Source organism: Nitrospirales bacterium (genome assembly GCA_031315865.1).
In the GTDB taxonomy this organism is placed as follows: Bacteria; Nitrospirota; Nitrospiria; order Nitrospirales; family UBA8639; genus JAGQKC01.
Window position 1 is genome coordinate 459,855 of record JALDRJ010000002.1, and the last position, 14,365, is coordinate 474,219.

The 14,365-nt window shown below is 50.3% G+C and carries 15 protein-coding genes; 12 read left to right on the forward strand and 3 right to left on the reverse strand.

Translation table 11 applies throughout. From position 1 onward, the window contains the following. Nucleotides 1–53: 53 nt before the first annotated feature. Nucleotides 54–239, reverse strand: a complete 186-nt coding sequence (locus MRJ96_02085; GenBank protein ID MDR4500233.1) for a hypothetical protein — start codon at nucleotides 237–239, stop codon at nucleotides 54–56. 266 nt (nucleotides 240–505) lie between these two features. Between MRJ96_02085 and MRJ96_02090 the strand changes: the two genes are divergently transcribed. Beyond that, a complete protein-coding gene (locus MRJ96_02090) occupies nucleotides 506–1,453 on the forward strand; it encodes a hypothetical protein (GenBank protein ID MDR4500234.1) in 948 nt (315 codons plus the stop codon). A 428-nt stretch (nucleotides 1,454–1,881) separates the two neighbouring features. Here the strand turns inward: MRJ96_02090 and xerD are convergent, their stop codons facing one another. Further along, complete coding sequence (gene xerD, locus MRJ96_02095; protein ID MDR4500235.1) at nucleotides 1,882–2,772, reverse strand: site-specific tyrosine recombinase XerD; 891 nt, start codon at nucleotides 2,770–2,772, stop codon at nucleotides 1,882–1,884. A gap of 217 nt (nucleotides 2,773–2,989) precedes the next feature. Here xerD and MRJ96_02100 point away from each other — a divergent pair, with 217 nt between their 5' ends. The 7 genes from MRJ96_02100 to secG all read left to right on the forward strand — a co-directional run bounded on the left by MRJ96_02100 (nucleotide 2,990) and on the right by secG (nucleotide 10,330). Then, on the forward strand, nucleotides 2,990–4,921 hold the full coding sequence (locus MRJ96_02100; protein ID MDR4500236.1) for a penicillin-binding protein activator: 1,932 nt from the start codon (nucleotides 2,990–2,992) through the stop codon (nucleotides 4,919–4,921). A gap of 2 nt (nucleotides 4,922–4,923) precedes the next feature. Then, complete coding sequence (locus tag MRJ96_02105) at nucleotides 4,924–5,634, forward strand: site-2 protease family protein (GenBank protein ID MDR4500237.1); 711 nt, start codon at nucleotides 4,924–4,926, stop codon at nucleotides 5,632–5,634. Between the two features lie 21 nt (nucleotides 5,635–5,655). Next, a complete protein-coding gene (gene trpS / locus MRJ96_02110) occupies nucleotides 5,656–6,636 on the forward strand; it encodes a tryptophan--tRNA ligase (protein ID MDR4500238.1) in 981 nt (326 codons plus the stop codon). Nucleotides 6,637–6,789: 153 nt separating this feature from the next. Then, the gene (gap, locus tag MRJ96_02115; GenBank protein MDR4500239.1) at nucleotides 6,790–7,794 is read left to right on the forward strand and encodes a type I glyceraldehyde-3-phosphate dehydrogenase; all 1,005 of its coding nucleotides are present in this window, start codon (nucleotides 6,790–6,792) and stop codon (nucleotides 7,792–7,794) included. A gap of 76 nt (nucleotides 7,795–7,870) precedes the next feature. After that, nucleotides 7,871–9,061: a phosphoglycerate kinase gene (locus MRJ96_02120; protein ID MDR4500240.1), complete on the forward strand. Its 1,191-nt coding sequence runs from the start codon at nucleotides 7,871–7,873 to the stop codon at nucleotides 9,059–9,061. Nucleotides 9,062–9,130: 69 nt separating this feature from the next. Beyond that, nucleotides 9,131–9,892: a triose-phosphate isomerase gene (gene tpiA / locus MRJ96_02125; protein ID MDR4500241.1), complete on the forward strand. Its 762-nt coding sequence runs from the start codon at nucleotides 9,131–9,133 to the stop codon at nucleotides 9,890–9,892. Nucleotides 9,893–9,925: 33 nt separating this feature from the next. Then, nucleotides 9,926–10,330, forward strand: coding sequence for a preprotein translocase subunit SecG (secG, locus tag MRJ96_02130; GenBank protein ID MDR4500242.1), 405 nt, complete (start codon nucleotides 9,926–9,928; stop codon nucleotides 10,328–10,330). A gap of 62 nt (nucleotides 10,331–10,392) precedes the next feature. On the opposite strand, the gene MRJ96_02135 is transcribed toward secG, so the two are convergent. Next, the gene (locus MRJ96_02135) at nucleotides 10,393–11,310 is read right to left on the reverse strand and encodes a branched-chain amino acid transaminase (GenBank protein MDR4500243.1); all 918 of its coding nucleotides are present in this window, start codon (nucleotides 11,308–11,310) and stop codon (nucleotides 10,393–10,395) included. A 164-nt stretch (nucleotides 11,311–11,474) separates the two neighbouring features. On the opposite strand from MRJ96_02135, the gene rplU reads away from it, so the two are divergent. The 4 genes from rplU (at nucleotide 11,475) to proB (ending at nucleotide 14,289) form a co-directional block, all read left to right on the forward strand. After that, nucleotides 11,475–11,789, forward strand: a complete 315-nt coding sequence (gene rplU / locus MRJ96_02140) for a 50S ribosomal protein L21 (GenBank protein MDR4500244.1) — start codon at nucleotides 11,475–11,477, stop codon at nucleotides 11,787–11,789. 31 nt (nucleotides 11,790–11,820) lie between these two features. Next, nucleotides 11,821–12,075, forward strand: coding sequence for a 50S ribosomal protein L27 (gene rpmA / locus MRJ96_02145; protein ID MDR4500245.1), 255 nt, complete (start codon nucleotides 11,821–11,823; stop codon nucleotides 12,073–12,075). A gap of 88 nt (nucleotides 12,076–12,163) precedes the next feature. Beyond that, entirely contained in the window at nucleotides 12,164–13,186 is a 1,023-nt protein-coding gene (gene obgE, locus MRJ96_02150; GenBank protein MDR4500246.1) for a GTPase ObgE, read from the forward strand. Beyond that, a complete protein-coding gene (gene proB / locus MRJ96_02155; GenBank protein ID MDR4500247.1) occupies nucleotides 13,168–14,289 on the forward strand; it encodes a glutamate 5-kinase in 1,122 nt (373 codons plus the stop codon). The genes obgE and proB overlap by 19 nt, the downstream gene beginning before the upstream one ends. The last annotated feature ends 76 nt before the right edge of the window (nucleotides 14,290–14,365 follow it).

Genomic DNA, 14,365 nt, shown 5'->3' on the forward strand with positions numbered 1-14,365 from the left:
GAAAGATGTAGAAATTGTGATGATAGAATCTGCACTGATTTTTGCGGCAACATTCAGCGACGTTCAATTTCTTCATCCATATGCTCTTCGACTGAAACATGCGTTAACGTGCCTCGATAGTCACATTTATGGCACCGCACCCGCCACTCTTCAAGCCACTTCTCTTGAACGAAGGTCTGATGGCACTTCGGACATGTAAACACACCTTTTACGTAGTGAACCTGCTTTCTGTATTTCATATACCAATGCTCCTCCTCGCATAAAAAGTTTGAAAGAAAGGTAAAGCCTGCCACAAGCCTTTTTCTGATTGCAACTCAAGGCCGTTTGCTTGAAAGAGCTGAATCGGCTGTCTACAGCCAGACCCGTAGTCGGATTGGGAACAAAGGGGGGCAGGGTTAAAACGAGATAGGGAAATTTCTTGATTGAGGCATTCATAAAGGCATACCATACTGCCTGATCACCTTGCTCGCTTTTTCTCCTTCTCACAAACTCACAAAGGACAATCATGAAAATCCACATACGTGTTTTACTCGTGGCCTTGCTTATTCTTGTCTCCGGATCCGGGTGCAGTGTATTTTTTGAAAAACCACCTCCACCTCTCGAGGCCCCAATCCCGACATTTTCAGACCTGTGCCAACGACCGACCACGATATTTTGTCAAGACTTCGATCAGCTTCCCCCAGAAGATAGCCAAGGCGCGGAAGGCATATTTCACAATGCAGGCAGTTGCGAAAAAGTCAAACATAACCCCAGCCAAGCATGTCCTGAAATTAACGAGGGAACCTTGAAATTTACCGTCCCGTCTAAAAGTGGCGGCGGAGCATCCGGCCAATACTTTATCCGTTTTGCTGACTTCAATGATGGGAAATCTATCGGGCCTGGCGAAGAAGTGTTTATTCAGTGGAAGCAGCGATTTTCAGCAAGTTTTTTGGATACCCGGTATAAGGGCGGAAGCGGATGGAAACACGGCATGGTCGGAGCAGCCGATGAAGGCTCATGCTCCAGCAATGAAATTGTCCTGCAAAACACACTGCAACGAGGATTTCCGCAAATGTATCACGCATGCGGGAAATTTTATTTATTCGAACAGGGATCGGACCGCTTCGGTAAAGACTATCAACCGGGAGGCCCCGGAGGAATGTGCTCCTATTCTCGAGGCCTCATGTCTTCCGGCTGCACGCAATACTATCCGGACGAATGGCTGACCTATCAAATCGGCATTACCCATGGCCTGCCAGGCGAACCAAGCCGCATTCGTTTATGGGTTTCACGAGAAGGCCACCAGAGTAAATTGGCTATCGACTATCAGAAAGGCCTGCGCAATAACAAAGGGTATGGCAAAATGTGGCTCTTGCCCTATCACACCAACAAGAACAAAAATCAAGAACACCCCACTGGATATATTTGGTACGATCAACTCATCATCAGCCGCACCCAGTTGCCGGACCGATAAGCTCAAGAACTAAGCACGAAAGAATGTTCTTAAAGTAATGAAATGACTCCTTTTGACAATCCACATCCCCAAGCAGACTTTGCATTCTTTGAGATACGGTCTACTTTGACCGATGCATAGGCCATACATCATATCCATGTATCAAAGTTAGCAAGTCGTACACACCACCCTGGCCCCTGAAGAGAAACTCGTTTCAGAACTCCTGAGAGTCGTCGAGCCCCAAACAAGGCTATTCACTTGGCTATGACGGATCTGATTCGCCACAAAAAGCATGAAAGATTTGGATAAGTAGGAAGTTAAGTATTTCCTATCTCAAAATCAATAAAAAGAAGGGCTTAAGCGAAGCCGAAAGGTAATGCAAATGGAAGAGCCACCATGCCCTTTCAACTCATCGCAAATATTATTTTCGAATATAACTTTTGGGGCCATCAATGGCTTCTACGTTGTTTCCGCGGAAAGAGCTCTGAATGAATACGTTTAAGTCGGGCTTGTTCGACATGCGTATAGATTTGTGTGGTGGTGATGCTGGCATGGCCGAGCATGATCTGGACGGAGCGCAGGTCAGCTCCATGCTCTAACAGATGCGTGGCAAAGGAATGCCGGAGCATGTGGGGTGAAATCGACTTTGCAATGCCGGCTCGAAAAGCCCGCTCCCGTAACATTTTCCAAAATCCCTGTCTCGTAAACGGTTGACCAAGCCGGGTCAGAAACAAGGCCTGCGACACACGTGCTTTGAGGATCTTGGGCCTGGCTTGGTTGATATAATCGGCAAGCAACGAATTGGCATGGTCCCCAAGCGGGACGACACGTTGTTTATCTCGTTTCCCTGTAGCTAGCACATACCCCACCTCTCTATTCACATGAGACACTTCAAGATGAATTAATTCTGATACGCGCAACCCGGTAGCATACAGCACCTCCACCATCGTCGCATCTCGAAGATCTTCCGGATTTCGTCGTAGGGGTAGTTCTAGAAGGCTCGTCACTTCAACTTCACTCAAGACTTTGGGAAGGCGCGACCATCGCTTAGGCGCCCCGGCAAGCGGAGCCAACATGCCAGGATTTTTCTGGTTCGACCCGAGAAACCGGTACAGACCTCGAATGGCAGCTAAGCAACGAGCGACGGACGAAGCGGCAAGCTGTTGCTCCCTGAGTTCGTGGAGAAACTCTTGAAGCAGTTCTTTTGACACATCGACAAAGTTACCCACCTGTTTCGCTTCGAGAAAATTTCGCAGTTTTAACAAGTCCCGCCGGTACGCCATCAATGTATTCGCAGCCAATCCGCCTTCTATTCTCAATGAAGTCAGGTATTCCTCCATCACGATGTCTTTGTCATTTACCATGATTATCTGGGAGTGAGGTTCTCTATTCCCACCCTCATGTTAGCGCTAATCACGTTCATTTGGTACACTGATGAATGAACGGCTGTTGAAAAAATGCTCACTCTCATGCACCAAAAACTCCTGTAATTCTGACATGACTATTCGTTAAAAGGTAGAATTCAGAGAACACATCCACACATCGTCTCGCCTTTTCATGTACCTCATTTTTTTTCTCCTGGTCAGTGTCTGGTTCCTAGGTGGCCACTGGCAGGCATGGCCTGCTCACGCCGAACCTGATGAATCTCCTTCCCCTCTCCTTGTAGAACAACAACAGGACTCGGGGAACCAAGCACTCCTCGATAAAGCGAAGACCAGTTTTGAAATCCAGGAGTTTGATGAGGCCCTCGCCACCCTTGAATCCCTGATCGAGCGGGAACCATCCGCGCCTCTTCTGGAGGAGGCCTACTTCCTCCAGGCCGCCATTTTACGGACGACTAACCAAGAGCGTGGGGCCGCCTCCATCATGGAACAATTGCTCGATGAATTCCCGATGTCACCCTTGGCCAATGAAACACGCCTCCTGCTGGGACAGCTCTACCTAAACCTCGAAAAACCCGAACGTGCCATCAAGGTCCTACAACAAGTGTTCGACTTTTCTACCGACCCGGCGTTACGGCAAGAAGCCTTGGAACAAATTCGAGAGGCCTATGTCTCGCATGAACAATTCGTCGAGGCGATTCAAACCACGATGGATGAGATCGCCCTGGTAGATTTGGGGCAGCAGGCTGAACTCAAGACCATTATCCAGGACCTGATCCTGCAAAAGATGGATCAAACTTCGTTACAGGACCTGATCGAGGCCTATCCCAACCGCTATCCAGGAGACCTGGCCACGATCCGATTGATTGAACTCCATACCGCTCACGGAGATGAAGTGTTGGCTGAACGCGACATTCGGACCTTCCTTCAACATTTTCCCACGCACCCTTATGCACAAACGGCCATGGCTTTGCTTCAATCGTTCATGCATAAGATTAAGATCAATGCCCATGTCATTGCCGCCTTCCTGCCGTTTTCTGGGCCGATAAAATCTTTTGGAACCGACTCGCTCAACGGCATTCGGCTTGCTCTAGAGGATGGCAAAGAACAATTCGGCCTATCTTCCATCGGCCTAGTCGTCAAAGATACGGCCTCAACGACGGGATCATTGCGTTATGAACTGGCGCAAGTCCTGAATGACTTCACGCCAATCGCCGCCATCGGCCCTCTGCTCTCCCGTGAAATCCAAAGCGTGTCTCACCTTGCCGACGATTATGAAATTCCGATTTTAACGCCATCCGCGACGCTGCTCGACGTTCGCCGCTTTGGCTCATACTGGTTCAGCACAGCCTTGACCGCGACATTACAAGTTCGACAACTCGTGGATTACGCCATGACCCAACTTGGGTACACTCGATTTTGCATCATCGCGCCACAAACGGCTTACGGTCGTGAAATGAGTCAACTCTTTACGCAAGCGGTCGAATACTTCGGAGGGAAACTGATCGCGGTCGAATCCTATTCTGAGCAAGAAACAGACATCGCAGAGCAGATCGTTCGGTTAAAAGATACCGATCTTGCCAATGATGGAGAGATGACCGAAGAAAAAATTTCTCAGAAGAAAATACGTAAAATCTATACGCCGGGGTTTGATGCCGTCTTCGTCCCGGGAAAACCCATCAACCTCGCGTTGATTGCCTCTCAACTCGCCTTCTATGACATTAATGTTCCACTGTTAGGAGCCAACAGTTGGCACGATCCAGACATTTTTCGCTGGGCCCGGCATGGCATTGAAACCGGTGTATTTACAGACGGGTTTTTCCTCAATAGTCCCGATCCCTCAATCCAAGCCTTCACGCAACGATACAGAGCCCGCTTTGGGACTGACCCTTCACTATTCTCAGTTCAAGCCTACGATGCCACGTGGCTTATTCTTGATGCGATACGTAAAGGCGCGGTCTCGGGAAAAGATGTCCGAGAGCAATTTCTTCGACGGCACGACCTTCCAATCCTCAATAGTTTCGCCTCATTTGGTTCAACTGGCGTCCTCAATCGAAAAATTTATATACTGCAAGTGCGAAAAGGACAATTCGTCCAGATTAATTAACGATGGATGCACTCGCTCCAATAATTAACGCCATTTCTTATGGCGTCTTACCGCTTATCTTTGCCATGGTGCTTCATGAATATGCCCATGGCTGGGTTGCCAACCACTACGGTGATCCAACCGCCCGTCTCGCCGGACGATTAACCATGAACCCGCTGGCCCACATCGACCGCGTGGGAACCATCATCGTTCCCCTTCTGTGTTTTATCATGCAGACAGGATTCTTATTCGGATGGGCCAAACCGGTCCCGATCAACATGCGGCAGTTACGGAATCCTCGACGGGACATGGCTTTGGTCGCTGCCGCAGGCCCTGCGATGAACCTGGCCTTGGCGATCCTCAGCACGCTCGTGTTAAGCGTGATTGTCTCTGCGGATTCGTTCCATACCGCGACAGGCGGCATGGGAGGAGAGAAGGATCTCGTTGACATGATCCTGGTTCCCCTTACGGCCATGTGTGTCGTTTCCATCTCGATTAACATCGTGTTGATGGTCTTTAACTTAATCCCAGTTCCGCCTCTTGATGGAGGACGCATTCTTACCAGTCTCCTGCCTCCGGCATCCGCATTGACGTTGAGTCGCGTGGAGCCGTATGGCATGTTTGTGATCCTTGGCATTCTCATGATAGAACCACAGGTTGGTGTTATTTCAACAATCATCGGGTCTGTTCGCCATTTTCTGCTGGCCACAGTCCTTCCCGAGCAAATTTTCTAACGAAGACGAAAGAGACGAGCTGTGGCGAATCGAGTCTTAAGCGGCATGCAACCCAGCGGGCGCCTTCACTTGGGCAATCTGTTAGGCGCTCTCGATAATTGGAAACAGCTTCAAGATGATCACGAGTGTTATTTTTTCGTCGCCGATTGGCATGCGCTTTCGACGAATTACGCCGATACGAGTCGAATCAAGGAATTCTCGCAAGGCCTGCTGATCGATTGGCTCGCAGCAGGCATTGACCCGAACCGCTCGACGGTTTTCGTCCAATCCTCGGTTCCCGAACATGCGATTCTCCATCTTCTCCTCTCAATGATTATCCCGGTGCCCTGGCTGGAGCGCAATCCGACCTACAAGGAGAAACAAGAAGAAATCAAGGAAAAAGACCTCTCCACGTACGGGTTTCTAGGGTATCCGGTCCTCCAGGCTGCGGACATTCTCTTGTACAAACCCGACATTGTTCCAGTGGGAAAGGATCAACTGCCGCACCTTGAACTCACACGAGAAGTGGCAAGACGATTTAACAACCTGTACCGGCCGGTCTTTCCAGAGCCCAAAGAATATTTAACGCAATTTCCAAAAGTCACCGGTACAGATGGCCGAAAAATGAGTAAGAGTTATCATAATACGATCAATTTATCTGACTCCGAGCAAGAGGTGCGAAAGAAACTCAAAACAATGGTCACCGACCCCGCCAGAGTTCGCCGGACCGACAAAGGCAATCCCGAAGTCTGCCCGGTCTATGACTTTCACAAAATCCTTTCTACCCAAGAAGTCCAGAAGCAGGTCGATCAAGACTGCCGGACCGCGGCCATCGGCTGCATCGACTGCAAAAAACTCGTCGCGGATGCGATGGTGAGTCGCCTGGCCCCTTCATGGGAAACTCAAGCCGCCTTATCAACCAAACCCGACTATCTTCAGGACATCATTCTTGACGGCCAACGCAAAGCGTCTCAAGTAGCGAAAACGACGATGCAGGATGTTCAGGAAGCCATGAAAATATAAATATAACAGCCTAGTAAATACAATCTAAATCCATAGGAAGAATCTCAAAATTCCCTCAGCATACTTCTTGACTTAGGTTAACGCTGTCAGTACCATCCAATCACATTGCGACTTATTAATGATGCAATAAAAACGTAAGGATATCAATCGATTATGTCAATTCGCGTTGCAATAAACGGGTTTGGCCGGATCGGTCGGAATTTTTTTCGGGCCAGTCAGGACCACCCCGACATTCAAATCGTGGCCATCAATGACCTGACAGATTCCACCACGCTTGCGCATCTCCTGAAATACGATTCAGTTCATGGACGTTTTCATGGTCAAGTGGAAGCTCAACCTGAACGTCTCATCGTCAATAACCAGTCGATTGAAATATTCGCAAAACGCGACCCGAAAGAACTCCCCTGGAATCAACACAACATTGACGTTGTGGTCGAATCAACCGGGCGGTTTACCGACCGTGAAAAAGCCAGCGCACATCTCTCGGCCGGAGCCAAGCGCGTGGTTATCTCCGCTCCGGCGAAGGATGCGGACTTGACGATCGTTCTCGGGGTCAATGAATCTCAGTACAACCCCAATGAGCACAGCGTTATTTCGAATGCCTCCTGCACGACGAACTGTCTGGCTCCGGTTTCGAAAGTGCTCTTAGAAAACTTTGGCATTCGCCATGGCTTCATGACCACGATTCATTCGTATACGAATGATCAACAGCTTTTGGATCTCCCCCATAAAGACTTGCGACGAGCCCGTGCCGCCGGCCTCTCGATGATTCCCACATCGACCGGAGCGGCAAAAGCCCTTCATCTCGTGCTGCCTGAATTAAAAGGCAAGATGGATGGGGTCGCGATTCGCGTCCCGACACCTAATGTTTCGCTGATTGACTTGTCGGTGGAAGTCGAACGGGATTGTGACGTCTCGGCTGTCAACCAAGCCTTTGAACGCATGGCTCAGGGTCCGCTTCAGAATATCTTGGATTTTTCAGCGTCTCCGATCGTTTCAACCGACCTCAATGGAAGCCCGTATTCCGCCACGCTCGACTCCCCCCTGACGACCGTCATGGATAAACGGATGGTAAAAGTCTTTGCCTGGTACGATAACGAGTGGGGATATTCTTGTCGTTTGCGGGACCTTGTAAAGTTTTTAGCCCAGCAGTCCTGACCGGGAACCGCTCTCTTGGGTTCTGCCTTGCGCATCGATGGTCTCTTTCGCATGAGATAAAGGAGGTCTCATGAATCTGACGAAACAAACGATCGACGACATCGAACTTGGCAACAAACGCGTCATTATCCGTGTTGACTTCAACGTTCCTCTGGACGACGCCTGCCAGATCACTGACGACTCCCGGATACGCGCCGCCCTTCCGACGATCAATCATATCGTGGATGAAGGCGCCAGCGTGATCCTATGCTCCCATTTAGGACGCCCGCAAGGCACACCAAATCCCAAGTTTAGCCTGGCCCCCGTCGCCAAACGTCTTCAACGCCTTCTCGATAAACCTGTCGTCTTTGCCCACGATTGCATAGGACCGGAAGTGGAATCTTTAGTAAGCCAGATGAAGCCCGGAGACGTGTTACTCCTCGAAAACCTTCGTTTTCATGAAGAAGAAGAGCAGAACGATGACAAATTTGCGGCCCAATTGGCTTCACTCGGAGAAGTGTACGTAAACGAAGCATTTGGGACCGCCCATCGCTCTCATGCCTCAACCGTGGGAATCACGAAATTCATGAAAGTGGCCGCCGCCGGCTACCTCATGAAACGGGAAGTTGAAGCGCTTGAAGGTGTCGTAGAAAACCCGATACGCCCCTTCGTCGCCATCCTGGGCGGCGCCAAAGTGTCAGGAAAAATTGGCGTCATAGAAAATCTCGGTAAGCGCGTCGACAAGGTCATCATCGGGGGAGGTATGGCATTCACGTTTATCAAAGCAATGGGCCATGAAATCGGGAATTCCTTAGTCGAGAAGGACATGTTAGATTTCGCCAAAGGCATTCAGGAGCATGCCTTGAGTCGCGGAGTGAAGTTTTACTTGCCTGTCGATTGCGTCGTTGCGGCCAGTCAAGACGTGGGAGCTGAGACCAAAATCGTTCCTATCCAGGAAATCCCGGAAGGCTGGTATGGCATGGATATTGGCCCCGCCTCGGTAAAACTGTTCAGCGAAGCGGTAGAAAACGCGAAGACCATATTATGGAACGGTCCAATGGGAGTCTTTGAGCGCGATGCGTTTTCACGAGGCACCTTGTCGATGGCCCATGCCGTCGCCAATGCCTATGCCAAAACTGTCGTCGGTGGCGGCGATACTGCCCTGGCCGTCCATCGAGCTGGGGAATCCGACAGTATGGCGTTTATCTCAACCGGAGGTGGCGCGGCCCTTCAGCTCCTCGAAGGCAAGCACATGCCCGGGCTAGCGGCTTTGCCGAACCGTGTATAAGACGATCTAGATAGACTCCATGATGTTCCCACCTTTGTCATTCTGAGCCTGAATTTTCACGTGCACCCTATGCTCATCGTCGGCAATTGGAAAATGCACAAGACGGCCTCGGAAGGCATGCGTTTGACTCAAGACTTCCTGAAGCTGTACCGCCATTCGTCCAACAGTGAAGTCGTATTGGCTCCACCGTTTACGGCCCTTCATGCCGTCCATGAGATCGTTCGATCAACGCCGGTCAAACTTGCCGCACAGAACGTCTACTACCAACAGGAAGGCGCGTACACGGGCGAGATCTCCCCTCCGATGCTGAAGGACCTCGGTTGTCACTATGTGATCCTCGGACACTCCGAACGTCGTCAATATTTTGCCGAAACGAACGATCTTATCAATCAGAAAGTGCGTGCCGCCTTGGCTCATGGCTTGTCACCCATCCTGTGTGTTGGAGAATCATTGGAAGAACGAGAAACGGGGAAAACCCACTCGTTGATCCAACAACAACTGCTCGAAGGATTACAGGACGTCACGGCCGATGAAATGCAACAGGTCACGATTGCCTATGAACCCGTGTGGGCGATCGGAACCGGAAAAGCCGCGACGGTGGAACAAGCCACGGAGGTTCATACGGCAATCAGTCACAGTATTGAAGAAAAATGGGGAATGGACCGAAACACGAATCGTGTCATCTATGGCGGAAGCGTTAAACCTGACAATGCAGAGCAACTTTTTGCATCACCGAAAATTCATGGGGCACTGGTAGGAGGCGCTTGTCTGGATCCTGAATCATTTGCTAAAATCGTTTCCTTCGCCCAACGCATAGCCAATTTCAATTAACAATTAACGTCGAAACGTTAAAGGGACCTCCTGATGTATACGCTGACCGTCATCATTCATCTCATCGTGTGCTTCCTGATGATTGCCGCAATCTTACTTCAAGCCGGCAAGGGTGCTGAGATCGGTGCGGCGTTTGGCGGATCGAGTCAGACGGTGTTTGGAAGTCGTGGCCCAGGTACATTCCTCAGCAAGGTTACGGTAGGAGCCGCGATTATCTTCATGTTGACGTCACTGAGTTTAGCCATGCTCTCCAAGAAAGAAAGTGCAGCTTCCGCCATCATTGATTTTTCGACTCCAGCTCAAACAGATTCGACTCCAAAGAAAACCGAGACGCCGGCAACCGCACCTGCTGAAAGCCCCGCTGAGCCAACCCAGTCCTCATCGGAATCCACGGAGACCTCGCCAGAGCCAGCCCCCGCATCAGCCGGAAAAGAATAACACATGTACAGATTGTGTGGCGGATTATCTCGCAAGACAGCCTGACGGCCGTCAAGAGCGATTTAGACCACTGGTGTCAACCAGTGAGAATAGGCAGGATCTTTTCCTTCGACAATATCAAAAAACGACCGTTGCAAGGCTGACGTAATGGGACCGCGCCGTCCCTCACCGATGGCCCGGTCATCAAGTTCACGGACAGGTGTTACCTCTGCGGCTGTGCCTGTCAGAAAGATTTCGTCCGCTACATACATCGCATCTCGCGTGAACCGTTCCTCCAGGACAGGAATATTTTTGGCTTTGGCCAGTTCTAGGATGAAATTTCTCGTAATGCCTTCAAGAATGGAAGTAAGCGGAGTCGTCTTGAGAATACCCTTATTCACAATAAAGACATTTTCGCCAGTGCCTTCGGCCACGTACCCATCAGGATCAAGAAGAATACATTCTGCGTATCCAGACTTTTTGGCCTCCCATTTGGCCAATATGGAATTGACGTAGTAGCCTGAGATCTTGGCCCGGGTCATCGATACATTCACATGGTGACGGGTAAACGAGGAAATTTTAGCCCTGATTCCGTTCGACAATGCGTCTTCACCGAGATACGTTCCCCAGGGCCAAGCCGCAATGGCGAGTTGAATGGGATTGTTCCCAGGATAGAGTCCCATTTCCCCGTAGCCGATGTAGAGAATTGGCCTGATGTAACATGATTTAAGCTCATTGACCCGGACCGTCTCGACAATCGCCTCACTGACTTCCTTTTTTGAGAAAGGCACGGGCATCATCGTGATGTGAGCGGACTCGAAAAGGCGGTCGACATGCTCCTTAAGTCGAAAAATTGCCGACCCATGTTCACCTTGATAACAACGAATGCCTTCGAATGCCGATAAGCCATAATGAAGCGAGTGGGTGAGAATGTGGACAGACGCGTCATTCCAATCGACAAATTCACCATCCATCCATATTTTCTGGCTCGGGACAAGCATCAACACACTCCAAACAGGTGATGTACATCTAGACTAAACAGCTATATAACAGCGGGTTAGGAGACTGTCAACGAATGTATCGGCAGGCATTGCATTCGGCTAAAATCTTGACACCTTTTCGAATACCATGGTAGAAGCGAAGACAATAAAAGGGGAGAATATGTATGTATGCTATTGTTGAAACAGGTGGAAAGCAATATCGCGCAGAACCAGGGGGCATTCTTCAGGTAGAATCGCTGGAGGGTGACGTTGGGACTGTGGTCGAGCTCTCAGATGTTCGTTGCATCCATGGTCAAGATGGGCCGGTGTGGGGTCGTCCAAAAATTGAGAGCGCTTCGGTCAAAGCAGAAATTCTTCGTCAAGGCCGCACCAGAACTATTCGAGTGTTCAAGAAAAAACGCCGGAAGAATTACCGCCGGACAAAAGGGCATCGGCAAGGATTCACTCAAATTCGCATCGCTGAAATTATCACAGCCTAATACGCATTCAACTGTAACGGAGAGTTAACACATGGCACATAAAAAAGGTGGAGGTTCCTCGCGAAACGGACGCGACAGTAACCCGCAATATCTTGGAGTAAAAGCATATGCAGGCGAGGCCGTCAGTGCCGGCAGCATTATTGTCCGGCAGCGAGGGACAAAGTTTTATCCGGGCCTCAATGTTGGCCTCGGAAAGGATTACACCCTGTTTGCAAAAGTCGACGGTACCGTCAAATTTGAAGGCAGTAAGGCCCGACGGAAGGTGAGCATCTATCCACTCGCCTAACTCTGGCTAGCATTTTCCTCCTTCCTGGTATTCCTCTTGTCCCTTCGTTGATTTCGGCCTATCATTCCACAGCACAAGAGACCGCCGCATGTTCATCGATCAAGCTCGTATCTTAGTGAAGGCTGGCTCAGGCGGCCACGGCGCATGTAGCTTTCGCCGGGAGAAGTATGTGCCGCGCGGCGGTCCTGATGGCGGCGATGGCGGCGATGGCGGAAATGTCCTCCTCAAAGCTTCAACTCGCGTGGCGACGTTACTGGACTTTCGGTATCAGCGGCATTACGAAGCCCCTTCAGGATTACCTGGTCAAGGCTCAAATAAGTTTGGCAGCACGGGCGAAGACATTATCATTCCCGTTCCGGTCGGCACGATCGTGAAAGATGGTCACACTGAAGAGATCTTGGCGGATTTAGTCGAAGATCAACAAACCATCGTGATTGCCCATGGAGGAAAAGGGGGACGGGGCAATTCACATTTTGCGACCTCCACTAATCGTGCTCCACGTCAATTTGAAACCGGAACGCCCGGAGAGGAGAGGGCTCTCATCCTCGAGCTGAAACTCCTGGCCGACGTCGGACTCGTCGGATTTCCGAATGCCGGTAAATCGACGTTCATTTCTTCTATTTCTTCTGCCCATCCTGAAATCGCCAGCTATCCATTCACAACGCTCCGCCCACATCTTGGCGTCGTTAGAGTGACGGAAGATCACAGCTTCGTGGTCGCGGATATCCCTGGCCTTATTGAAGGGGCACATGAAGGAAAAGGACTTGGCTTTCAATTTCTTCGTCATATTCAACGAACAGCCTTCTTACTGTTCCTCATCGATATTTCCGAATGGTCAGCCGACAGCCCCGTCACGACACTCGAAACTCTCAGGAAAGAACTCGAGGCCTATGATGCCGATCTCGCCAAACGCCCATTTGCCGTCGTGGCAACAAAAATCGACAGCCAGGGGACGGGAGAACTTCGAGAGCAGCTTTCCACCCACTGTAAAGCCCGAAACATCGCTTTCTTTCCGATTTCCGCCGTGACACAAGAAGGGCTTCAGCCACTTCTGTCCTTTTTAGACAAACATGTGTCACAGATGAGAAACCCATGCGAGACCAACTCTTAGCAAAGGCCAAGCGCCTGGTCATCAAGATCGGAAGCAGTCTGGTCGCTTCACGTGATGGAGGTCTCCGCACTTCACACATCATGTCAATCACCAAAGTCCTGGCCAAGCTACAAGCCGATAACCGGCAAATCGTCATCGTGTCTTCCGGGGCGATTGTGGCGGGTATTCAGCATCTCCAGCTCAAGAACTATCCCCGTTCTATCCCGATGAAGCAAGCCGCGGCAGCCGTAGGGCAAAGCCGACTCATTCGGGCCTATGAAAAATCTTTCGAAAAAACAGGAGACAAAGTCGCTCAAATTCTTCTCACGCACGAGGATCTGGCTGACCGAAAGCGATTTCTGAACGCGCGTCATACGCTAACATCACTCCTGCGCCATCGTGTCATCCCTATCATCAATGAAAATGATTCGGTGTCGGTAGATGAAATCCGATTCGGCGACAATGACAACTTGGCCGGCCAGGTCGCCCATGTAGTGGACGCCGATCTACTCGTCATCTTCTCAGACGTGGATGGTCTCTTTACGGCAGACCCCCGTCAAGACTCCTCGGCCACCTTAATTCCAACAGTGACCAAATTCACGAAATCCTTAGAACAATCAGCGGGAAAATCTCGAAGCGAGGAGAGCCGGGGCGGGATGATCACCAAAATTCAAGCGGCGAAACATGTGGCGAGATTTGGCGTTTCAACACTTTTGCTGAATGGTGAGACGCCGGAAATACTCCACGAGGTATTACAAGGCGCTCCTGGCGGAACATTGTTCTTCCCTCACCAAAGCCCATTGACCAGCCGCAAGCAGTGGATTGCCTACACACTGCGCCCCAAAGGCCAACTGCTATTGGATCAAGGAGCCGTTGATGCCTTGCGCCAGCATGGGAAAAGTCTTCTTCCATCAGGAATACTCGAGGTGAAGGGACAATTCAACGCAGGCGATGCCATTCTCTGTCTCGATAAACAGGGGGAAGAATTTGCGAAGGGACTCGTCAACTACTCCGCCCAAAATCTTCAACAAATCAAAGGGCATAATACGCAGGATATTCAAAAATTGTTTGGTTCACGAGAATACGAAGAAGTCATCCACCGGGACAATCTGGTCATCCTGTAATACAAGAGTTTCTAACTGACAGTTCACGAGTTCACAGTCAAGAGTCCATACGTGACGTTCAAGACTTTACGCGAGA